General features: G+C 42.2%; 14 protein-coding genes and 2 tRNA genes. All 16 read left to right on the forward strand.

Annotated elements, in window-relative coordinates; all coding sequences use genetic code 11:
- Nucleotides 1-96: 96 nt before the first annotated feature.
- The gene (gene leuB / locus ACWPWY_RS02500) at nucleotides 97-1,197 is read left to right on the forward strand and encodes a 3-isopropylmalate dehydrogenase (protein WP_454190241.1); all 1,101 of its coding nucleotides are present in this window, start codon (nucleotides 97-99) and stop codon (nucleotides 1,195-1,197) included.
- A gap of 452 nt (nucleotides 1,198-1,649) precedes the next feature.
- On the forward strand, nucleotides 1,650-2,072 hold the full coding sequence (locus ACWPWY_RS02505) for a hypothetical protein (protein ID WP_160032835.1): 423 nt from the start codon (nucleotides 1,650-1,652) through the stop codon (nucleotides 2,070-2,072).
- Between the two features lie 438 nt (nucleotides 2,073-2,510).
- On the forward strand, nucleotides 2,511-3,614 hold the full coding sequence (locus ACWPWY_RS02510) for an ATP-binding protein (protein ID WP_454190242.1): 1,104 nt from the start codon (nucleotides 2,511-2,513) through the stop codon (nucleotides 3,612-3,614).
- Between the two features lie 177 nt (nucleotides 3,615-3,791).
- A complete protein-coding gene (locus ACWPWY_RS02515; RefSeq protein ID WP_454190243.1) occupies nucleotides 3,792-5,327 on the forward strand; it encodes a leucyl aminopeptidase in 1,536 nt (511 codons plus the stop codon).
- Between the two features lie 176 nt (nucleotides 5,328-5,503).
- Nucleotides 5,504-6,451, forward strand: a complete 948-nt coding sequence (locus ACWPWY_RS02520; protein ID WP_454192770.1) for an AAA family ATPase — start codon at nucleotides 5,504-5,506, stop codon at nucleotides 6,449-6,451.
- Nucleotides 6,452-6,454: 3 nt separating this feature from the next.
- Nucleotides 6,455-7,555, forward strand: a complete 1,101-nt coding sequence (locus ACWPWY_RS02525; protein WP_454190244.1) for a DUF58 domain-containing protein — start codon at nucleotides 6,455-6,457, stop codon at nucleotides 7,553-7,555.
- Nucleotides 7,548-8,885, forward strand: a complete 1,338-nt coding sequence (locus tag ACWPWY_RS02530; protein WP_454190245.1) for a hypothetical protein — start codon at nucleotides 7,548-7,550, stop codon at nucleotides 8,883-8,885. The genes ACWPWY_RS02525 and ACWPWY_RS02530 overlap by 8 nt, the downstream gene beginning before the upstream one ends.
- 78 nt (nucleotides 8,886-8,963) lie before the next feature.
- On the forward strand, nucleotides 8,964-9,923 hold the full coding sequence (locus ACWPWY_RS02535) for an aldolase catalytic domain-containing protein (RefSeq protein ID WP_454190246.1): 960 nt from the start codon (nucleotides 8,964-8,966) through the stop codon (nucleotides 9,921-9,923).
- A 284-nt stretch (nucleotides 9,924-10,207) separates the two neighbouring features.
- A complete protein-coding gene (locus ACWPWY_RS02540) occupies nucleotides 10,208-12,331 on the forward strand; it encodes a putative bifunctional diguanylate cyclase/phosphodiesterase (RefSeq protein WP_454190247.1) in 2,124 nt (707 codons plus the stop codon).
- A 166-nt stretch (nucleotides 12,332-12,497) separates the two neighbouring features.
- Nucleotides 12,498-12,571, forward strand: a tRNA-Pro gene (locus tag ACWPWY_RS02545).
- A gap of 10 nt (nucleotides 12,572-12,581) precedes the next feature.
- A tRNA-Gly gene (locus ACWPWY_RS02550) sits at nucleotides 12,582-12,652 on the forward strand.
- A 134-nt stretch (nucleotides 12,653-12,786) separates the two neighbouring features.
- The gene (locus ACWPWY_RS02555; protein ID WP_454190248.1) at nucleotides 12,787-13,938 is read left to right on the forward strand and encodes an SGNH/GDSL hydrolase family protein; all 1,152 of its coding nucleotides are present in this window, start codon (nucleotides 12,787-12,789) and stop codon (nucleotides 13,936-13,938) included.
- Nucleotides 13,939-14,355: 417 nt separating this feature from the next.
- On the forward strand, nucleotides 14,356-16,257 hold the full coding sequence (gene abc-f / locus ACWPWY_RS02560; protein WP_454190249.1) for a ribosomal protection-like ABC-F family protein: 1,902 nt from the start codon (nucleotides 14,356-14,358) through the stop codon (nucleotides 16,255-16,257).
- A 516-nt stretch (nucleotides 16,258-16,773) separates the two neighbouring features.
- On the forward strand, nucleotides 16,774-17,808 hold the full coding sequence (pheS, locus tag ACWPWY_RS02565; protein WP_454190250.1) for a phenylalanine--tRNA ligase subunit alpha: 1,035 nt from the start codon (nucleotides 16,774-16,776) through the stop codon (nucleotides 17,806-17,808).
- Between the two features lie 58 nt (nucleotides 17,809-17,866).
- The gene (gene pheT, locus ACWPWY_RS02570; RefSeq protein ID WP_454190251.1) at nucleotides 17,867-20,314 is read left to right on the forward strand and encodes a phenylalanine--tRNA ligase subunit beta; all 2,448 of its coding nucleotides are present in this window, start codon (nucleotides 17,867-17,869) and stop codon (nucleotides 20,312-20,314) included.
- Nucleotides 20,315-20,528: 214 nt separating this feature from the next.
- On the forward strand, nucleotides 20,529-23,558 hold the full coding sequence (locus tag ACWPWY_RS02575; RefSeq protein ID WP_454190252.1) for a hypothetical protein: 3,030 nt from the start codon (nucleotides 20,529-20,531) through the stop codon (nucleotides 23,556-23,558).
- Nucleotides 23,559-23,574: the final 16 nt, after the last annotated feature.

Genomic DNA, 23,574 nt, shown 5'->3' on the forward strand with positions numbered 1-23,574 from the left:
AATCCATCTCAATTATGGTACAAAGATATATAAGAAGTTTACGACGACGAGAAAAGAGACGTTTACGATTTTACATAAAAAAGGAGCGTGTTGTTAATGTCAGAAGTGAAGAAGATTGCAGTCATCGCAGGAGATGGGATCGGCCCTGAGGTTGTTGCAGAAGCAGAGAAAGTACTGAAACGGACCGAGGAAATATTCGGTTATACTTTTGAAACTACTCATGCTTTATTCGGCGGGATCGCTATTGATCAAAAAGGAACTCCGCTTCCAGAAGAAACGCTCGAAGTATGTCAGAATGCGGACGCAGTTCTGCTTGGAGCAGTCGGTGGTCCACAGTGGGATAATAACCCTAAAGAACTTAGACCGGAAACAGGATTACTGGGAATCCGTAAGGCACTTGGACTATTCTCTAATTTACGCCCAGCTGTTGTATTTGACTGTTTGAAAGATGCGTCTACCTTGAAACCAGAAGTTCTAGAAGGAACGGACTTAATGGTCGTAAGAGAACTGACCGGAGGAATTTATTTCGGTGACAAACTTCGCAGGCAAGGAGAGCACGGGGAAGAAGCAGTGGATACCTGTGTTTATAACGTGACCGAAGTGGAACGTATTGTTAGACAGGCTTTTGAAATCGCACAGAAGCGGAAAAAGAGACTTGCATCTGTAGATAAGGCTAATGTACTGGAGACCTCAAGATTATGGCGTGAAGTCGTAAACCGTGTTGCTCCTGACTATCCTGATGTAGAAGTAGAGCATGTACTCGTAGATAACTGTGCAATGCAGCTTCTTCGCAGACCGGCTAGCTTTGATGTCATTGTAACTGAGAATATGTTCGGCGATATTCTAAGTGATGAAGCAGCGATGTTGACGGGTTCGATTGGGATGCTATCTTCTGCATCTTTGGGAGAAGGCAGCTTCGGGCTGTATGAACCGGTTCATGGTTCCGCTCCTGATATTGCAGGACAAGGAGCAGCAAATCCTATTGCTACGATCCTATCTGTAGCTTTAATGTTCCGGATGACTTTTGGTTATGAAGATGCAGCAGAGGCCATCGAAAAAGCAGTAGCTAAAGTGCTCGATGAGGGTCATCGTACAAGCGACATTGCAGTAGACAAGAGCCAAGCAATCAGTACTTCAGCAATGGGAGATTTAATCGTGAAAAATATGGAGAAATCGACACTAGTTTCTTCCTATTAAATAGGTGACGATAGAGAGCAGAATTCTTTTAGATTCCGTTTTGATTACGGTAAAGGAGTAACTGTTCTCTATCTTTTCATGAGCTGTAATTTGACTTTAAGTCAGGCGAGTGATAGGATCGATATATTCTTCGTAATAGGGGTTGGGGGTTTTGGTCACATTTTCTTTTCCCCGCCGACAGTAACCTATATGTTTCCGCATTTTTTAAAATAATAGACAAGCCCTTACAGCATTTTTCATGTTGTGAGGGCTTTTTTCACCAAAAAGCGCGAACACCCTTATTTTTACAAAAATTACGTTTAAGAACACGGAAAAAGGTGTTATAAGGGGTATGGATTCTTTTTTCTTATAAAGAGGAAAACGAACTGTCATAACGAATAGGGTAAAAGAATACGCTATTGAACATAATGTAAATAATGCATCCGGTGCGTTTCTACAAGGAGGGTGAACAAATGAGTTTTTGTTGTGGAGCAAGTATGATTGGAACGAAGGGGACATTAAAACATTACCGTACACAGGTCCACAATGTTCCCCTGCTCTTTTGTCCAGTATGTCATCGGGTAGAAGTCCATTACAAAGTAGAAAATGAATATGAAATATTAGCCGAATATGCACATGGTGATGGTGCTTCTGAGATTGATTTTCAAGACTATGTAATGGAAGACGAAGATACGATTTATGAGAACTGTGTAAACCGTGAAAATGAAGATCCGCTCGAAGTCGTCCAAAGACAAATCGATACGTCTCTTGATTTGCTGTCCATTGCTAAAAATATAAAAGACGAAAAGTGGGAGAGCGAGTTGAAGCGCAGGCTTGCTGTCATGAGTAAAAAACGCTCAAAACTTAAGCACAATCAACCGGGAAGACAACCATAGGATATGAATGAAGACCTTTGCCCTAAGGGCAGAGGTTTTTTTATTGAGAAATAATCCTTTATGCCTGAACGAAAAGGGTTTAGCTCAGTTATTTCTGTTTATTCGACAGTATCTCTGATTGACTAGGCTTAGTAACCTTGTCTATGATAAAATAGACTTCTTTCAAAGCGGAATCAGCTAATTTAAAAACATTGCTCATACTATCGCTATTCCGTATCGGAAAATGGATCTTCCCATTTTTGTGTACATGATTAGAAACAAAGGAATACGTAATATTTGGACTAACTCTATACTTACTCTACGAAAGTCTTAAGAAAGGCAAACAAATGCCCTTCTGATGGGAAGACACTACACTTCAAGGTAGACGGTCTCACTGTTCTGCGACCATAGCTAGTCCGATCGGCAAGTTCCATTTAAGTAAAAAGGGGGAACCTGAGTATGATCAGTGAGTTTCAGGACACTTTGATTTCTGCCAATGAGGCTTTTCCACTAAGGCATCTCGATAATAGTAATTACGAGAACATTTTGGAACATTTGGACAGTGGTATCATGCTGTTTGATAGCGAAGGTTTTCTTACTTTTATCAATGTACAGATGGCAAAATTGCTGGAGCTTCCAAGACATCAGTTACTTGGATGTAACGTCCTTCAGTTAGTTCAACATCCTTATATCAGCCGCATCAAAAAGAAGAAAATTCTCAGGATATATCGAGAGACCATCTTCCACCGTAAGCGCTATCATGAGCTGCTTGATGAGTATGGGAAACATTGGCTGATAACGATTACCTATGGTGATCAGATGGATGGGAATTTCCTGCTGAGTGTAAAAGACGTATCAGATTTCAAACAGATTGAACAGACCGCTTATCAAAATGACAAGCTTGCGATGCTCGGGCAAATATCCGCTTCGATTGCGCATGAAATTCGAAACCCGCTTACAGCTATTCGAGGGTTTATTCAATTGCTTCGTCCTCATTTACTTCAGCTGGGCAAGGACGAATATGCAAAAATTATTTTGACAGAGATTGACCGAGCTAACGATATTATTTATGAGTTTTTAAATTCTTCCAAACCTTCAGCACCTCAAAAAACGGTCATTCCTATTCAGTCTTTACTCAAAGAAATTGTCCTGCTTACAGAGAGTGAAGGTTTGATGAAAGGCTGTGAAATTCAGCTGAATAATGATTTAACGCCACTATATGTCTCCATTGATGTAAAACAGATCAAGCAAGTCATGCTAAACATAGTGAAAAATGCGATGGACGCTATTGATCCTGTAGGAGAAGACTATTCTGGTATGATTCAGATTCATACTTATGAGGAGCAAAGTCAGGTCGTTATCTCAATCAATGATAACGGTCATGGGATGGATAACAACACGCTTGTTCGATTATTCGATCCATTTTTCACAACAAAAGAAACAGGGACGGGACTGGGTCTCTCTGTCAGTTATCGTATCATTAAGAATCATGGTGGAACTATAGCTGTGAACAGTAAGGTAGGAGAAGGGACCCATTTCAAAATTTCTCTTCCTCTTGTATAGCTTATCTTTAGTGACATGACTTTAATCTTCATCATTAAAATCGGCCAGGAGCTACACCAGCTTCCGGCCTGTTTTGTTTTTTTACGTGTGGCGAAGGGTATATATGGAGTAGTATGGATCACGTATATATAAACACATATATAAATATAGGCCTATACCGATTGGGAGATGAAAATATTGATCTACAACGCATTAGAAGTCACATGGAAAACAGCGATTCCTGTAGAATCGCTTGAAGCACATGCCGTCATATGTTTGGTATCAGAAGCTGAGTGGATTACGGGACATTTTCCAGAATCATGGAAGCAAGCGATCACTTCGGTAAAAGAAAGAGGTCTTTTTAATGGATCCGATAATCAACTGTTCACCATCCCTGTAAAGCAGGGGAGTGCAGCTGCTACACTTGTTCTAGTAGGAACAGGTGAGCATCCGATGAGTGTAGAAGAGCTCCGTAACCTCGCTGCAAAAGCAGCCAAAGCTTCGCTTCAAGTCAGCGCAGATGAAGTCGTGTTCGCCATGCCTTCCTCGCTGGTGTCATATTCTGATACTCTTGATGTTTCCAAAGTAGCACATGCTTTAACAGAAGGTTTTATTTTAGGAGCATACCGGAGAAAAAACTATAAACAGAAGCAAAAAGCTTATATAGGTCCAAGTAAACTTATTTTTCATCAGGAAAAGATCACGAACCCTGATTTTCAAAAAGAATGGGAGAAAGGGATCGAGCTGGGCCAAGCTTTTGCGGCAGGGACCAATTATGCTAGAGAACTAACCAATCTTCCAGGGAATATGCTCGTTCCTGAAGATCTTGCTAAGGCGGCAGAACAATTGGCTGAGAAACACGGTCTAGCGTATTCCATTTTGGACGAAAAGGAACTCGAGAGAAAAGGGATGGGTGGAATTCTCTCCGTAGGGAAAGGAAGCATCCATCCGCCAAAAATGATCGTAATCAAGTATCAAGGAAAAGAAACATGGGATGGCGATATTGTAGGACTTGTAGGAAAAGGAATTACATTTGACACAGGCGGTATTTCTCTGAAACCACGTATCGGTATGGAAGAGATGATTAGCGATATGGGAGGTGCGGCAACGGTGCTCGGCGCACTTGAGACCTTATCTATCCTCCGTCCGCAACTGAACGCACTGGTAATTATTCCTACTGCTGAAAATATGCCTTCTGGCAGTGCATTCAAACCAGGTGATGTCATTACAACATATAGTGGCAGAACCGTTGAAATTCTAAATACAGATGCGGAAGGAAGAGTTGTACTTGCTGACGGTATGACCTACGCGAAGGAATTAGGTGCAACTAGCCTAATTGATGTAGCAACGTTAACCGGAGCTGTAGTATCTGCACTTGGAGATGTAGCCACGGGTGCTGTTTCGAATGATGAGACGTTCTTGACTCGGTTTATTTCCGCTTCGAGACGAACGGGTGAAAGAGTGTGGCCTCTTCCTGCGTATCCTGAATTTCAAGAGATGCTGAGAAGTGATGTAGCAGACTTACGGAACAGTACAGGGCGCAATGCAGCTTCAAGTACCGCTGGTCTGTTCATAGGAACCTTTGCTGACGGAATGCCTTGGATTCATCTTGATATTGCCGGAACCGCATTTCTTTCGAAAGAACGAGGTGTGAATCCGAAAGGAGCCACCGGTGTTATGGTACGGACGATTGTGGAGTGGATCACAAGCGTGGAACAAGAACAGGGTTTTTAATTGTAGAATAGGTATATACCTTTGGAGAAACCAGGGGGTATACCTTCTTTTTTTACATAAAATGCATGTTTTCCAGCATTGTGATAAAATACAACACATATATGAAAACGTTTCCTTATTACAAATACAAAGGTGGTTTTTCTGTGGTTGAGGCTGAAATCAAGGCAATTGCGAAAATGGCCCAAGAACTGAGGACTAGTATAGCGAAGTACATGATCGGAAAAGAAGAGTCAGTCGATTTATTGCTGACCGCACTTATCGCTTCGGGTCATATCTTATTGGAAGATGTTCCAGGGACAGGTAAGACGATGCTCGCTAAAACAGTAGCTGCTTCGATGGAATGTTCCTTTCGGCGGATTCAGTTTACTCCAGATTTATTGCCGTCGGATTTGACGGGAATCCATTTCTATAACCAGAAAGAGGGACAGTTTGAGTTTAGACCAGGCCCGCTATTTGCGAATATCGTATTAGCGGACGAGATTAATAGAGCAACGCCAAGAACACAGTCCAGTTTGCTAGAGTGTATGGAGGAGAGGCAAATTAGTGTGGATGGACAAACTCATGTACTATCCAAACCTTTTATCGTGATTGCAACGCAGAATCCAGTTGATAACCAAGGGACTTTTCCACTGCCAGAAGCACAAATGGATCGATTCATGTTAAAAATGAATTTAGGTTATCCATCCCAAGCCGAAGGCGTTGAAATCTTGAAGCGGACGATGGAAGGCGGTTTCCAGGCTTCAATAAACCCCGTTATCACTCAGGAGGATATGATTTTAGCTCAGCAATCCTTTCAATCCGTTCAAGTTCAGGACGATCTTCTCCAGTACATGATTGCTATAGCTGAGGCTACAAGGCGCCATCCTGATATTGCCCTTGGGGTAAGTCCGAGAGGAACACAGGCACTACTTAGAGCTAGCCAAGCTCGGGCTGCCATCAGGAACAGGGACTACGTCCTGCCTGACGATATCAAAGCGCTCGCCCTGCCCGTTTTATCCCATAGACTTGTGTTGCACCAAAGATCAAGACAACAAGAAGGGAAGGCTGCTGAGCTGCTTCAAAGTATCATTGATCAAATCCCTGTCCCGAGCGAAAACATGAGTTCTGAAAGCAGTATAGGCTAGCTGATGGATCTTTTATGGTTTATTGTTGTCGGTCTTTTGCTGATTGTGGTGGAGCAAGCGATATTTGGAGTTCCTGTACTTAGGCGCGTTACGTATACGAGAGAGTTTGAAAAAGAACGCTGTTATGCAGGCGATCAGTTAGTTATGACGGAGAAGATTGCTAATGAAAAGAGATTGTCCATTCCTTGGCTTCGCCTAGAAGCAATGATGCCTGCTTCCTTTTCTTTTCAAACAGGAGAAGAGATGGGGATCAGTAAAGGAAACATTTATCAAAATCATCAAAGCGTGTTTACGATGAGACCCTTCACTAAAATCTCAAGAAGACACTTTGTGGTATGTCAAAATCGGGGTATCTATCAGATGGAGACGGTCACGATGACGGGGGGAGACCTCTTTAATATCTACTCTACAAGTCAAAAGTTGCCCGTATCCATTGCTTTGACTGTGTACCCGGCAATCCTTTCGGATCATGAAATGCCTTCAAGCTATGAAGTATGGCAAGGAGAATTGGAAGTATCCAGGTGGATTGTGGAAGACCCATTCTTAATTGTAGGAGTTCGGCCTTATGGGGAGAGCGATCCAATGAATCGTATTCACTGGAGTGCTACCGCAAGGACAGGCGATCTTCAAGTATTTAAGCAGGGCTATAGTTCTGATCCACAGACGATGATCCTGTTTAATATACAAGAATCGGAAGAAATGTGGAGTGTTGTGACTAGACCAGAACTGGCAGAGCGAGGCTTATCTTATGCGGCGACAGCAGTTAGTTATGCTGCTAGCAGAGGGCTAAAGGCAGGGTTTTCACATAATGCTTATTCGGAACAGACCGATACAAGTGTTCGGATCGAAGCGGATTATGGCTCTGTTCATGCAGAATATATTATGCAAACCATGGCTGAGGTTCAATTGAAGTGCCTTATGCCAATGGAACAAATGCTGCGGGATGAAGCTGACCGGCAAGAAGATGAGGAACAGAAGCTGGATTATTTACTGATCACCGCCTATGTGTCACAAGCGATGGAAACGCAGTTATCGAGACTTCGAACCGCAGGTAACCGGATCACCGTCCTGTTCATAGAGAATAAGGAGGGGGGAAATGAATAAGAATCAAACTTATACTTTTCCTGTGCAAGCTATATTACAAGGCGCAGCTGAATTAATTTATGGCTATGCTCTTATTGTTATTTTAGCTGTGTATATTCTCGGGATTCCTCCTATATATGTGCTCTGTATTTGTTTTATTGCGATCAGTGCCGGGGTATTGGGCGGAAGAGCTCTATTTATAAAGAGTCCTACATTTGCTGTTATTACAGCTGTACTTGGTGGGATATTAATTACCACTGCGGCATTTATGGCAGGATCAACGGGAAATCAACTTCTCTTCATCATAGCAGGTGTCGTTGTTGGCGGAGCTGCAGGATATCGGGGATTTTACTTGCAGAAGTATATCGAGCATTCGATTTTTGTATCAGGAAAATATCGGTTATTTGGTCTATTTTCTTTGGTATTGCTCAGTTTTTTCGTGGGAAGATATTCTTCGCTTACGCCTTACAGTGTGGGGATTTATGTAAGTGGTTTGGTTAGTTTTATCTTGCTGCTTTGGAATCGTCATAGCCAGGAGATGCGCAAGGTTACACTTGATCCCAAGGGGCAGAGGCCGCTCGTAAGAAGTTTTACGAGGATTAATCAATTACGTACCTTGATCTTCATTACTATCGTATTATTTGTGGGAGCTTTTCAGCGTTTATCAGAAGTGGCTGCCTCGTTATGGAGCTGGTTTACTGCTTGGGTGAGAAGTCTATTTAGCGGTGAGACTCAGCAGGAAAGTATCCCCGATTCTTCAGGAGTTACGGAGGCTCCTCCGCCCTTTCTGCCAAATGAGGGGAAGATTCCACAAGAACCATCGCCTATTTGGGAGTTTTTGCTGAAGGCGTTTGTTTTCTTGGCGGCGATCGTAATTCTAGTTTTTATATTCTATAAGGCTTGGAAATTGTTTTTGAAGTTCACTGAGTATTTAGATCATCGTAAAAAGAACCCAATGCCTGTAGTACCGCCTAAAACGGCATATATAGATGTGATTGAAACGATTGAGGAGAAACCGAAGAAGAAGAGCTGGCTTCGTTTCTTTCAGAGAGGATCTGTACCTAACGATCCGCAGGAACGTATTCGATATTATTATCGAGAGTACATTCTAAGAGTCAAAGGACAGGGACATGAAATCCCAGCACATCTAACTCCTTTTGAAGTGAAACAAGAGCTGGATAAGATTAAGACGGCAGCTAAGACAGAAAGAACGAATAAAAAACAGAAGGGTGACATAGGAGCCGCTCCTGATGACCTTTTCCCCTTATATAACGAAGTTAGGTACGGAAAGAGAAAGGTAAGTGAAGAAGCGATTCAACAAATAGATAGGGAATGGAAGACAAATCAATAGGTAAACCTTCCCTTTACTTTTCCTTCTACGTTCAAGTATCATGGTAGAAATAGATAAAGATGCCAAAGGAGCTTATGCATGAAGACATTGACGAACACAAGCAAAATTGTAGATTGCACCATTCGAGACGGCGGTCTCGTAAACAATTGGGATTTCAGCGTTGAGTTTGTCCAAGGACTTTATGAAGGGCTGAATGAAGCAGGGGTAGAGTACATGGAGATTGGTTATAAAAACTCTCCCAAGTTACTTAAAGGAGCAGAAAAAGCAGGACCATGGCGCTTTTTGAATGATGATTTTCTGCGTAAAGTGATTCCACAAAAAGGAACAACTAAATTATCCGCCCTGGTTGATATTGGCAGAGTAGACGAAGCTGATATTTTACCTCGTAGTGAAAGTATGCTGGATTTAATCCGCGTAGCTTGTTACATCAAAGATGTGGACAAAGGTCTTGAACTTGCACAGACCTTCCATGACCGCGGTTACGAGACAACACTGAACATAATGGCTCTTTCTAACGTTATGGAGAATGAACTTTTAGAAGCTTTTGAAATGATTAATGAGAGTGTTGTAGATGTAGTATACATCGTAGATTCATACGGTAGCCTGGATCATAACGACATTAAATACCTCGTTGAAAAATTCAAAAAGCATCTTCCTAATAAACGTCTCGGTGTACATACACATAACAATATGCAGCTAGCTTTTTCAAATACACTGATTGCTTCTGAACTTGGTGTAGAGCTCCTTGATGCATCTGTATATGGAATGGGACGTGCGGCGGGCAATTGTCCAACGGAACTGCTTATTGCTCATTTGAAAGGAACCAAGTACAAATTGCGTCCGGTTCTAAACGTACTGGAAAATTGGCTTGTGCCTTTGCGGGAAAAGGAAGAATGGGGTTATCTCCTTCCTTATATGGTTACCGGACATCTTGATGAACATCCCCGTTCAGCAATGGCTCTTCGAGCTTCGGAAAGTAAAGATCAGGTTGTAGAATTCTACGACAAGCTCACCACGCCTGAAGTTAATTTTGAATAAACACTAAATTATAATCCTTTGCTTGATGATATGAACGCTCTATGTGAAATTCGCGTAGGGCGTTTTTTGTGTTCGTTTTCGAAAATTTATAATACTTTAGAACTATAATATACGCCAATATGCATCGATGTTCACAAAAAAAGATACACGATTTCCTCTAAAAATGGTATTATAGTCCAGTAAAGTGGAAGAATAATGTTGAAATGTGTCATATTAGATCAAATATTGGGTAGCTAACTAAGTTGTTTTTTAGTTATAGATGAATGGGAGGCATAGAAAATGTTATGAACTTAAAAAATGGATATCACAAATCCATCAAAATTGTGTTAGCGGGTTTGTTTTTATGTTTACTGACTCCATGGATACCAAGTTCATTATCATCAATCGTAAATCAAGAATTTTTTCATCTATTAGGTCTTGGAATTTCGTTAGTTTCTATGATTATTTGTTTATCTGCTTATAACCAGAGTAGAATGCGGGCAAAAGGGGATCAAACCAGGAATGGACAATATTTTTCTTGCGTCTTTTTTGCTGGAGGAATGCTTAAACTGTTGTTATTTCTTTACTACGGAAAAATTATAATAGGGTATGAACTATTAGTTGACTCCGCAGATGCACTGCTCATTATTTTTATGGCTCGTTTCATCTGTGTGCTGTGCATGTTGTTTCTGGGATTTAAACTGCCTACAGAGCAGAAGCCTTTTCCGAGATGGTTCAGTTTTACAATGGGCGCTTTGTACATTAGTTTTCTTGTATTTATTCTTCGAAATAAGGGCACAGCGGAATTTTTCCTCAGCAGTTCGGATTCTTGGTCACAAATGATAAGTCCAATCCATTACGTTGTACATGCGTCGCTTCTTATATTTTTTGTGTTCGCTTTGGCAGGTATCATCTTCTCGCGGAAGAAGCGCTGTAATGAAATTAACTTCCGGCTGATCCTAGGTGTATGTTTTTGCATGATAAGCCAAGGTTTTATACTTCAAGTCCATTATGTTCAGGATGTATTCTTTACTTTTTCGATGTTGTTTCAATTGATTGCGTATGTAATCTTTCAAAATACTTATTTTAACGTTTATATTGAGAGCCCGTTAGAAGAGCAAAAAGTAACAAGAGAAAAATTGGACTATATGGCTCATTATGATGAGACAACGGGGCTTGGGAACCGAAGATCTTTGCTTCACTATGTGAGCGGATGTCTTGAAAAAGCTGAGGCTAATGGTACACTCTTAGGTCTGCTTGTTATTAATATTAGTCGGTTTAAGATCATTAACGATTCCCTTGGTTACAGACTTGGGGACCAGCTTTTGAAACAAACAGGGGAACGATTGCTTGACTATCAAGGGGGAAAAGAAGTGTTTTCTCTTGGAGGAGATCGATATGCAATCGTTATGAGTCAAATAGAAAGCGTAGAAATGTTACATAATCGGGTTCATGAAATTTTAGAGCATGTAAAAGATCCTATTTTTATAAAAGAACAAGAACTATACATTACGCCTTCGGCAGGAATTAGTATATATCCTTATGATGGTGCTAAGCCGGACGAACTTCTTCGTAATGCAAATACCGCTTTATATTTTGCCAAAAATGAAGGGCAAGACTTTACTAGGTATACCTTATCTATGAAGAAAGAGGCACAAGAGAGCTTACAGATGGAACATGATATACGTAAAGGTCTAGAACGTGAAGAGTTTTATCTTGAGTATCAGCCGCAGATTGATCTTGCTACCGGTGAAGTTGTTGGAGTAGAAGCATTGGTTCGGTGGGACCATCCGATGAGAGGACGTATATCACCAGTTGATTTTATTCCTATAGCTGAAGAATGCGGACTTATCGTGCCGCTTGGAGAATGGGTGCTTAGAGAAGCATGTTATCAGAACCGAATGTGGCAAAAACAAGGCTACAAACCTTTGACGGTATCCGTAAATTTATCGATTCAACAATTTCACGAAGAACAGCTTGCAGAGCGAATTAAGCGTGTTTTACTGGACACTGGGCTAGATCCTATTTATTTAGAACTTGAAATAACAGAAAGTACGATGTTTGATATGACGCAAGGGATGAAAGTGCTCGAAAGTATTAAAAAGCTTGGAGTACAGATTAGTATCGACGATTTTGGAACGGGATACAGCTCACTTCATTATCTGAAAAATCTACCTATCGACCGTCTTAAAATTGATCAGTCCTTTGTGCGGGAACTCATGGTGGACCGTAACAATAAAGCGATCGTATCCACGATTACCTCTATGGCAAAACACCTTCAGCTAAAAGTGACTGCGGAAGGTGTAGAGAATGAAGAGCAACTTTTATTTTTACAAGAACAGCACTGTAATGATGCGCAAGGCTACTTTTTCAGCAGACCACTTGCATCGACTGACTTCGAATCTAGATTCTTAAAAGCTATTGCGTAAACTTATTCTCAGATGATACCCAGCACATGCATTTATTTTTTGTTACCTGAACTGCATGTGCTGAGACTGAGAAAAATGCATTGTATTTATAAATTCAGGGTTGCAGAGAAAGTAGAGTTATGATATATTATTTCTTGTCACTAATGAATGACGCTCATTCATTTGACGGGACGTAGCTCAGCTTGGTAGAGCACCTGGTTTGGGACCAGGGGGTCGCATGTTCAAATCGTGTCGTCCCGATCGTCACTTTGCGGGTGTAGTTCAATGGTAGAACTTCAGCCTTCCAAGCTGATAGCGTGGGTTCGATTCCCATCACCCGCTTTCTAGTAAAACCTCTTGCCTTAGGCAAGAGGTTTTTGTTTTCCATTACCTGATTCATATTGAATATAAACAAAGCTTTAGTATAATGGGTGAGGGCTAGTTTGATTTTACATAATGAGGAAGGGGGGGGGGGAATGGCAGGTGAATATGTATCCGCAACAGCCGTCTCTACGGCAACTAATTTCATCATGGAGCAGAAAACAACGGTTACACGTACCTATCGGACGTACTTAAGACTGAGAGAAACAGGTCAGCTTGATTTGAAGTTTTGGCACAGTAATTCGGTAGACTCGACATGGGACGTAGGAAACACTGCGAAAGGAAGTATGCCTGGCGGTGAATGGATTATTGAAAGCGCTTATGTAGCGGTGAGCGGGCATAAACGAGATGGCAGTATTATGCCTGACAGCGCAATAAAGGTAACTTTTGATGAAGAAGTTAGCAAAGAAGTGGCTCCTGCAGAGGAGTTCTGGAGTGATTCGGTACATATAGATGTTCCGGCAGGACATGACTTAGTTTTCTCATGGACAATTTCGGCTTCCGCAGGAAGATCGTTCCCATACAATACGGAGGGGCTGCTTGTATCTGCTTTTGAAGCGGAAGGGAATAAGGCAGATGAAGAACAAGGAGCCTTGTTTACATCATCCGAGAATCGGCTTGTTCTGCCTGCTTTTGTAGGTTATAAAAAACTGGTGAGGGAAGAGATCGTTTTTTTGGGAGATTCAATAACGCAGGGAGTGAGAACGCGAAAAGATGGCTACGAATACTGGGTTTCTCGTATAGCTGATGGTGTTGGTCCTGATTATGGGATTTGGAATATTGGCTCCGGTTGGGCAAGAGCCTATGATGCAGCAGCGGACGGCCCGTGGCTTGCTAAATCAAAGCTGGGTAGTATCGTGGTCCTTGTCCTTGGTGTGAATGATATTGACATAGGCAGTCGAAGCGCAGATGAATTACTTTCTGATTTATCTATTATTATCCGAAAAGTAAAGCAAAATCCAGAGCGTACCGGTGTGCGGGTCATTTTATTTACCGTCCCGCCGTTTAATTTTGCGGAGAAAAGAGAAGAAGTATGGCGGACCGTTAATGAAACGATTCGGACACATCCCCCAGAAGGAACGGATGCTGTGTTTGATATTGCCAAAGTTTTATCCTGCCCGGCACCAAAGGAACACCGGATTCAGCCAAAGTTCATGAGTAATGAATTTGATCCTCATCCAAACGGCGAAGCGGGAAAAGAAGTCGCGGATGCTTTTCTAGATTGGTTTCGCAAACAAAATTTTTAAAATACAGAAAATTACAGGTTTAGAAATACATGAGATTATGATATACTAACTAACAATTAAAGATGAATGAGAGGTAACCACACGTCCCATGAAGTAAAACACATGAAATCCTACGGATAACTGCAAACCGATTGTGAAGCAGGTTAGCTGTTTGCGGCTGACGACCCTAGGATAAGTGTGCCTACATTCAGTCATGGGAATGGTGTGGTTTTTTTGTGCTATTCATAAGTTATTTGTACCTTGAATAAGTTCTGGTCATTACTATGGCAGAGCAAGGTATGCACATGAAAACCCGAACTTATTTTACCTACGACCCATCTTTAGAGGTGCATTCATTTCTATAGGCTCTCGTCTTCGCTGCAGGCTGCTTGCTTGCAGTGTTTTAGCTTGCGCGAAGAGAAAGAGGGAGATATTCATATGACGACACTTATTCATATGCATGAGATCAGTAAGGAATGGAATGGAAAACAGTTGTTTGAACACGTGAACTTGGAAGTGAACGAGCATGAACGGATTGCTTTGTTTGGACGTAACGGTTGTGGTAAAACGACACTATTACACATTTTGACGGGAAGCGAACAGGCATCAGAGGGGACACTTACCATTCACTTGGAACCGGAAGAGATTGGATTTATGCAGCAAGATTTCAAAGCAGATCTAGTGGAATCAGTGCAAGAAGTTGCTTATAAGGAAAGTGGATCTTGGGGAAGTTTGAAGCTGAAATTACAGAAAGCCGAGGCAAACCTCGCATCAGGCGATTCAGATAAGTCCTCAGAATTAATGGAGCAATATGGACAGATTACGGAACAATATGAAGCGCACGGCGGCTATAGTAGAGAAATAGAACTTGAGAAAATGATGACTCACCTGGGGATTGCCGCAGAGTTATGGAACCGTCCTTATGTATCACTCAGTGGCGGGCAAAAGACGAGACTACGACTAGCTGCTTTATTAGCTAGAAAACCACGACTTCTTATTCTCGATGAGCCAACCAATCATCTGGATCAAGAAAGTTTGATCTGGCTTGAAGACTGGATTTTATCTTATCCGGGTACTATTATATTTGTTTCGCACGACCGAACTTTTCTAGATCATGTAGTGACGGGGATTTGTGAACTCAGTAAAGACGGTGTCCGCAAATACCTCGGGGGTTATGAGGAATATAAACTTCAGAAAAAGCGTGAGCGCAAAGAACAGGAAACGATGTACCGAAAACAAGAACTTGCAAAAAAAGCACTAGAAGAATCCATTCGTAATTATCAGGAGTGGTTCAAAAAATCTCATAATAATGCGGGAAATGTAACCGAGTCGAGAATAGCAGCAAGCTATTACAAGGCGAGAGCGAATAAAAACATATCAAGATATCATGCCAAACAGAAGCAGCTGGAACGATTGGAAGAAGAGCGAGTGGAACGACCGCGCGAGGGACCAAAAGTCAGTATGGAATTAAAGGATGGAGAGTTCGAAGCCCGCACTTTTGTTCAGCTTCAAGATGTAGAATATCGATACGAAGAAAGTGAAAAACCTGTCGTCTCAGGAGCGACTTTTTCTATCCAGCGCGGGAAGCGACTCGTCCTTCGGGGGCCGAACGGAGCAGGGAAAACAACTCTGCTTAAGCTGATTACGGGAAGTTTGACCCCGCAAAAGGGCAGTGTTGTCCTTCATCCGAAGACGAAAATCGGCTATTTTTCTCAGGAGCTGGAAGGTCTACAAACAGAAATGACACTGCTGGACAGTCTGCTCGCCAATCCCTACATGACACAGACCGAAGCTCGTACGGTACTTGGTAATTTTTTATTCTCAAGAGATGATGCGTTTAAGAAGATCGGTGATCTGAGTATGGGAGAAAAATGCAGAGCGGCATTTATTCGTCTATATTTTAGCGGAGCAAACTTACTTGTTTTGGATGAACCGACTAATTATTTAGACATTGAGACGCGAGAAGTGATGGAGACAGCACTGCTTCACTATGAAGGATCTCTTGTCTTCGTATCTCATGACCGTACACTGGTTAGAAAGATTGCGAATCAATTGATTGAGTTGAGCGGAGATGAACAAGGTCAGATCCATATATATGATGGAAGCGTGGAAGAGTATGAGGATCATCTTGACCGAAAAAATAAAGTTCCAGCAGAGCGTGAGGAAGATAACCACCGTATGCATTTGCAGCACCGTTTACATGAATTACTGACAGGATCAGTCACCTCAAATCATCGTAATGGTCAGCCTGCAGATGTAGAGTCTTACTACATGGAAGAGTCTGTTCTAGAGGAAATCCGTCAAATCCGTGCTCAGCTTGATGCATATGCGAAGAAGTAGTGCCTATTTTTGAGGCGAGGACTTGATTGGCACTTGTCATTTGCGTATAATAATGTAGCAATGAATATAGAAAAACTAAAGGAATGAAGCGAAAAATTGTGTCACACTTTAGTTTCATCTATATATAAGATTTCATTGAGCAAAATGCGTGGATGGAGAAGAGTACACAGTGCTTTTGTACAGGGAGGAAGCGCCATTTAGATTGAGAGCGTTTCTACGAAATCAGGCTGTCGAAGTTCGCTCCGGAGCAGTTCCTTGAACAGCAGATAGGGTGGCTATGCAATTGCCTTATTTCATGGTCAGTAGAGGATACCGGTTCACGACCGTTACAAACGTGCTAAAGTGAGATTGATCTCGTACAGACTAGTAAGGTTTTATTATAAAACCTTGGATTTATTTTAGTCGTACATGAATCTAACAAGGGTGGTACCACGGTCTTTTCGTCCCTTTTTTTGGGGGAGAAAAGGCCTTTTTTATTGATTAAAATCTAAGAGTTACGAAGGGAGTAACCGCAACATGAAAGAAAGATTGGAAGCACTGCAAGTTGAAGCTCTCGCTGAGCTTGCAAACGTAGCCGATGATAAGGCACTAAGTGAAATACGTGTGAAATATTTAGGTAAAAAAGGAGCACTCACTGAGATTTTGCGCGGTATGGGTGCCCTAAGTGCAGAAGAACGTCCGGTTATCGGCCAAGTGGCGAATGAAGTGCGCGGTGCGATTGAGTCTGTTATTGAGGAAAAACAAACTGCTTTCCAAAAAGAAGAGACGGCGAGACGCCTTTCGAAAGAGAAGATTGATATTTCCTTGCCAGGACGCCGTTTGCCTGAGGGAGGTCTTCATCCGTTAACAAAAGTAATCCAGGATCTCGAAGATATCTTCGTTGGGCTTGGTTACAAAGTGGCGGAAGGGCCAGAAGTCGAAACGGATTATTTTAACTTTGAAGCTCTGAACCTACCGAAGAATCACCCAGCCCGGGATATGCAGGATTCGTTCTATATTACAGATGACATCCTCATGAGAACACATACATCTCCTGTTCAGATTCGTACCATGCAAGCCATGCAAGGAGAAACTCCGGTAAAAGTTATCGTACCAGGCAAAGTATATCGTCGTGATGACGATGACGCGACTCATTCCTTCCAGTTCCATCAGGTAGAGGGAATCGTTGTTGGCAAAAACATTCGAATGAGTGACCTGAAAGGTACACTTTTGCAATTTGTTCGTGAAATGTTTGGCGCTCATACCGAGATCAGACTTCGTCCAAGTTTCTTCCCGTTTACAGAGCCGAGTGTAGAAGTCGACGTTACTTGCATTAAATGCGGCGGGGAAGGATGCAGACTTTGCAAACAATCCGGTTGGATTGAGATTCTCGGAGCAGGAATGGTACATCCAAAAGTGCTGGAGATGGGCGGATATGATCCGGCTGAATACAGCGGTTTTGCATTTGGTATGGGTGTCGAGCGTATCGCTATGCTGAAATATGGTGTAGATGATATCCGTCATTTCTATAACAGCGATATGTCATTCTTGAAGCAGTTTGCAAGATTATAGAATATTTAAATCACAAATCATAAGGTTAACCTATTTTTATAGAAGGAAGTGAACGTCCGTGAGAGTATCTACAGAGTGGTTGTCTGATTATATATCTCTTGAAAATGTAGCTCCGGAAGATCTGGCAGAGCGTATTACAAGAGCGGGAATTGAAATTGATGTAGTGGAAAACCGTAACCAAGGTATTACGAAAGTGGTAGTCGGTTACGTTTTGAGCAAAGAGAAACATCCGGATGCGGATAAACTCAATATATGTAAAGTCGATGCAGGACTTGAAGAAGAACTTCAAATCGTGTGCGGCGCGAAAAACGTAGATGCGGGTCAAAAAGTACCGGTGGCTATGATCGGAGCTAAGCTTCCAGGCGGACTGGATATCAAAAAAGCAAAACTGCGCGGCGTATTATCCCAGGGGATGATTTGTTCTGCGAAAGAGCTGGGACTTAATGATAAGTTGCTGCCTAAGGAACAACAAGAAGGTATTCTTGTTCTGCCTTCCGATCTTGAACCAGGTACGCCGATAGAACAAGTCTTGGGTCTTAATGATCATGTGCTTGAACTTGATTTAACACCAAACCGTTCTGATGCCTTATCTATGATCGGGGCTGCTTATGAAGTAAGCGCGATTTTAGGCAGAGAGATCACTTTGCCAAAACCGGAAGAGCAATTAACGGAGTCGGGTTCTCCTGCAGCAGAGCATATTTCAGTAATGGTGAATGCGCCTGAGCTCTGCACTCACTATGCTGCCCGGTATATTACAGGTGTCCAAGTTGCTTCATCTCCACTATGGATGCAAAATCGTCTAATGGCAGCTGGTATTCGTCCAATTAACAATATTGTTGATATTACGAACTATGTCATGCTTGAATATGGTCAGCCTCTACATGCATTTGATGCAGATAGGCTTGCTGGCGGCAACATTGTTGTACGTACAGCGGCTGAAGGCGAAAAAATGGTGACACTTGACGGACAAGAGCGCAAGTTGAAAGAAACGATGCTTCTTATTACCGATGGTGAAAAACCGGCTGCGATCGCAGGGGTTATGGGCGGAGAGAACTCCGAAGTAACGAGTAATACGGTCAACCTTTTGCTTGAATCAGCTAGATTTGACGGAACTACCGTACGGAAAACATCTCGTGATCTAGGGCTTCGTTCTGAATCTAGCCTTCGCTTCGAGAAAAATGTAGATCCGAATTCTGTTATTCCGGCACTGAATCGCGCAGCATCTCTGATCGCTCAGTATGCAGCAGGTACTGTGCATCCAGGGATTGTTGAATCTGCACCTGCTCAAACAGAAGAGCTTGTGATTTCTTTATCTACTGATAAAGTGAATAATTATCTGGGAACTCAACTCACAACGGAAGAGATCAAAGCGATTTTCGATCGTCTTCATTTTGCATATGAGGTATCCGGTGATGAACTTAAAGTAACCGTTCCTACCCGCCGAGGAGATATTACCCGTGATGTAGATTTAATCGAAGAAGTAGCAAGACTATATGGATACGATCTTATTCCTACGACAGTGATCGAAGGTCCAACTACCCCTGGTTCCTTCACGAAGGATCAAACGATTCGTCGTGCGCTTCGCGCTCTTCTTTCGAATGGCGGTTACCATGAAATGATCAGTTATTCTTTCGTAAATCCGGTGCGCGGTTCATTGTTCTCGGAACTTACAAAAGGCAGTCACTCTGTTAAACTTTCTATGCCGATGAGTGAAGAGCAAAGTGTACTGAGAACTAGTATTTTACCGCAGATGCTTTCCGCAGCAGAATACAATCGGAATCGTAAACAGGATAGTTTGGCACTTTTTGAGATCGGAAATGTGTTCTACACAGAGGAAGAAAGCTTGACGAAGCAACCTCGTGAAATTCCTGCGCTATCCCTGCTTCTTAGTGGGAATCGCGTAGAAAAACAATGGAATACAGCTGTACAAAAAGTGGATTTCTTTGATCTAAAAGGTGCAATTGAGTCGATCTTTGCTTATCTTGGTCTTGATAAACATGTGTCCTATATTGCAAATGAACCGAAGGATTTCCATCCAGGGCGTTCTGCTTCCATTTATCTGAATATCGAAGGCAAGGATGCGATCCTGATCGGAACAATGGGGCAAGTTCATCCTGAGATTCAAAACAGCTATGATCTAGCGGATACGTATGTTGCGGAATTGTCACTTGAAGTAATCTATGAATATGCTAGACCTGCACTTGTCTATCGTGAGCTTCCTCGTTTCCCTGCTGTTGAACGTGATATTGCAGTTGTAGTTGAGGAGAAAGTCGAAGCAGGTGCAATGCTGACCTCTATTCGCGAATCGGCAGGAGAACTGTTACAATCGGTTCAGGTGTTCGATATCTTTACTGGAGAAAAACTTGGTCTTGGTAAGAAAAGTGTTGCTCTTGCTCTGACTTATCGTCACCATGAACATACGCTGACAGAAGAAGAAATTACAGCCGTTCATAGTAAAGTGGTAGAAGATCTTTCTACACGTTTTGGAGCCGAACTCCGAAAATAAGGATATGACGGGCTTGGCATGTAAGTTTCCATGTTTCTCCTTTATTTTTTGAGGAAATATTTGAAGGAATTGCTCTAAGTCACATCGAATCCTTAAAGATAAAGGCTTCGATGTGACTTTTTGTTTAGGGATCTTTATACTTAAACATATATACCTAATAAAATAGGGTTACATCATCCAGAATCAACATACAGACTTGAAGGAGGGCACAACTGTGACTACACCTGATCGTACACGCGTTACCGTAGAGATCTACGGAACTTCTTATAAATTGGTCGGCAGCAGTGCCGAATATATGAAACAAGTGGCCAGTATGGTCGATGAAAGAATGAACACCATTTCTAAAAATCACTCTAGGCTGGATACTCCAAGACTAGCAGTACTCACTGCAGTACATATGGCAGAAGAGTCTCTTCAGGTTCAGCAGGTAAAGAATGAACTGAAGATGGTCACTGGTGAACGCACTCAGCTCGTTACTGAGCTGGATAAACTTAAAACGACTTATGAACAGCAAAAAGAAAAATTAGAGCAGTTTGAAATGGTTACGAAAGACATGGAGAAAGAAAAGCAATCTGCTCAGCAAGCATTGGCGCAGCTTGAGAGTGTTCGTGCCGAAGAACAAAAGGCACTGAAAGCTCAGCTTGCAGATGCTCTTGCGAAGGTTTCTCTTCGGGAGGGTGAATTAAAACAGGCGAAGCAGAATAATACAGAACTCTCTACTCGTCTGCAGCAGAACGACAAAAAGTGGCAGCAACAGCTGTCAGATAAACAAAAAGAGTATACGGAAGCACTTGAAGCTCGGCGTAAGGAAGTGCTGGCTGAGGCAGAGCAAAAGCATAAGAAACTACAAGAAGAAGCAGATGCAAAATTGAAGGAGCTGAATTTACTTCTGAATCAGCGCTCTGCTGAACTAAATAAAGTGTCTCAAGAGCGTAAAGCGCTTGAAACTAAATTCCAGACAGATCAACAGAACTGGGAGAAACAACTTAAAGCAAACAAAGAAAATTGGGAGAAACAGCTCCAAACAGAGAAACAAAATTGGGATAAAGGGCTCCAAGCCAAACTCCAAAACCTCACGGAGCAACATCAGCGTAAGCAACAGGAGTTAGAGAATAATTGGCAACAGTTGAAAAAAGATCTTGAAAAGAAATTGGAACGTAAGGAACAGGAACGAGCAGCTGCAGATCAAGCATTGCAAGATTATAAACAGCAGGCTGCGGAAGAATTACAAACGATGCAGGAACTGGCTGATACTGAAATTCGTGAGGTTCGCTTAGCAGCTGATGAACAGATTCATCAAGCAGAAGCACAGCTGCAAACGAAGCTTGAACAATGGAAAGAACAGCATGCGCTTGATATCGAATCCATCAAAGCAGAGGCTCAGGCAGAAGCAGAGAAGAGTATTAATGAAGTCATGGAAATGCTTACGGAGACCGAAGAAAAGCATGCAAATGTAATTTCTTCGATTAAGGCGGATGCGCTAGAGCGTACAGCACAGCTGGAACAACGGCTTCAACAAGCAAATGATGATCTGGAAGCAGAACGCGAAAGATCGGAAGAACAGCTGCAAGAATTGAAGAAGGAAATGGAAGCGAAGGTACAAGAGGCTGAGCGTCTTGCGTTGGAAGAAGCAGAGAAAGCCGAGGCAGAAGCGTATGAACTATACAAAACAGAACTGAATAACACGAAACAGCAAATTTTGGCTGATCATAATAAAAAAGAGCAGAAACTTCTTCAAGAACTGACTCAGTTGCAGGAAAGTTTGGAGAATGAGCGAAAAGAAGCAAGTTTACAACTTGAAGAAGCGATAATCCAACTCTCAGAAGAAGAAGAACAGCGCAAACAATTGGCGGCTGTATTAGAAGAGGAGAAGTCTCGAATCCAGGAACTTGAATCTATGAATATTGCTGCTGAAGAGAACATTTCGAAATATACACGCCGAGTACAGGAGCTTGAACAACAGATTACGGAAAGTAAAGAAAGCAGTTCTACTTTGCAGAGAAAACTCCACACAGCAGAACAAGATCGAATGAAAGCCCAGGAGAGAATAGTTGAGCTGAAACAAAAAGTACAAGAAGCGGCTGATCGAGAAACAGCAAATACTGCGCTGATTCGCAAATTACAGGAACAACAAGCGGCTAGTCAGCAGGAATTGAATAAAATGAAACAAGTGGGAGCAAAAGCAGAAGAGGAACAGCGCCGATTGCAAAAAGTAATCGAACAAGCTCACGCGGCAACCCGTAAATTACAAAGTGAAATTACTTCCATCTCTGCAAGTGAGAAGAGTTGGAGAACGATTGCGGAACAAAGACAAAAGGATATTAGTCAGCTGGAGAATGACGTCTTAGAAAGTGCAGATCAATTAGAGTCTGCAGAAGCGCGTCTTCGTGACTTACAGCAGGAGCTAAATACGGCTCAAGAGGAAGCACAAAGAGCTCAACAGCATGCGGTAGAGCTTAGAGAACAGTTGTCTGTGCTTGACGGTAAGTATGCCGAACTGAATGCTAAATTTGAATCATCTGTTGAAGAGACTCACCAGCATCTTCAGATAGCAGAGCAGTACGAACAAGAACTCCAGCAGATTCGCAAAAATCTGAATGTTCTTGAAGCGGAACTGAAAGATGCCAAAGAAGAAGTGAATAGCAGGCAGTCTCTACTTGATAAAGCAGAAGAAGAAGCGATTGAATGGCAATTAAGATGTGAAGAACTGACAGAAGCCGAGTCCAAGCTTCAGCAGGAACGTAAACAGTGGGAAGAGGAGCAGGAACAGCTTCGCAGTCAACTTAGAGACTGGGCTGAGAAAGAACAAGAATGGACAAGTCTGCAGGAGCGAATGGATCAAGAGAATCAAGAGTTGCAGCGACAATATCAATATCTCATGAACCAACAAGCTGACTGGGAAGCGAATCGCAAGCATCTAGAGGAAGAAGTGAAGAGCTGGCAGCAACAGATTGCAGCTGGTAATGATAGATTGCTTGAATTATCCTATGAGAAAAATGAAGCGATCTCTCGTTCTTCTTCGCTCGAAAGTGATAAAAAATCACTTGAAATCGAACTTCAAGAAATGATGGAGCGTTATGAAATAACGGCTCATCAGTTGAGGCTCCTTGAGGTTGAACGTGAAATGCATCAAGATAAATCAGAAGATTTGGCGAATGACTACCGTAAATTGCAAGAAGAGTATGCTAAACTCCAAACGGAATATAACGAATGGATTGAACTGATTGAGCAGGATCAAAACTAATTTAGCTTCTATTCAC

It is taken from the genome of Paenibacillus sp. Marseille-Q7038 (assembly GCF_965111595.1).

Bases quoted from the DNA above. Each gene is read 5' to 3' on its own strand.
- ACWPWY_RS02530 (WP_454190245.1), top strand. From the start codon at position 7,548: ATGAATAAGAATCAAACTTATACTTTTCCTGTGCAAGCTATATTACAA.
- ACWPWY_RS02525 (WP_454190244.1), top strand. From the start codon at position 6,455: ATGGATCTTTTATGGTTTATTGTTGTCGGTCTTTTGCTGATTGTGGTG.
- ACWPWY_RS02535 (WP_454190246.1), top strand. From the start codon at position 8,964: ATGAAGACATTGACGAACACAAGCAAAATTGTAGATTGCACCATTCGA.
- ACWPWY_RS02540 (WP_454190247.1), top strand. From the start codon at position 10,208: ATGAACTTAAAAAATGGATATCACAAATCCATCAAAATTGTGTTAGCG.
- pheS (WP_454190250.1), top strand. From the start codon at position 16,774: ATGAAAGAAAGATTGGAAGCACTGCAAGTTGAAGCTCTCGCTGAGCTT.
- ACWPWY_RS02505 (WP_160032835.1), top strand. From the start codon at position 1,650: ATGAGTTTTTGTTGTGGAGCAAGTATGATTGGAACGAAGGGGACATTA.
- ACWPWY_RS02510 (WP_454190242.1), top strand. From the start codon at position 2,511: ATGATCAGTGAGTTTCAGGACACTTTGATTTCTGCCAATGAGGCTTTT.
- ACWPWY_RS02555 (WP_454190248.1), top strand. From the start codon at position 12,787: ATGGCAGGTGAATATGTATCCGCAACAGCCGTCTCTACGGCAACTAAT.
- ACWPWY_RS02520 (WP_454192770.1), top strand. From the start codon at position 5,504: ATGGCCCAAGAACTGAGGACTAGTATAGCGAAGTACATGATCGGAAAA.
- abc-f (WP_454190249.1), top strand. From the start codon at position 14,356: ATGACGACACTTATTCATATGCATGAGATCAGTAAGGAATGGAATGGA.
- leuB (WP_454190241.1), top strand. From the start codon at position 97: ATGTCAGAAGTGAAGAAGATTGCAGTCATCGCAGGAGATGGGATCGGC.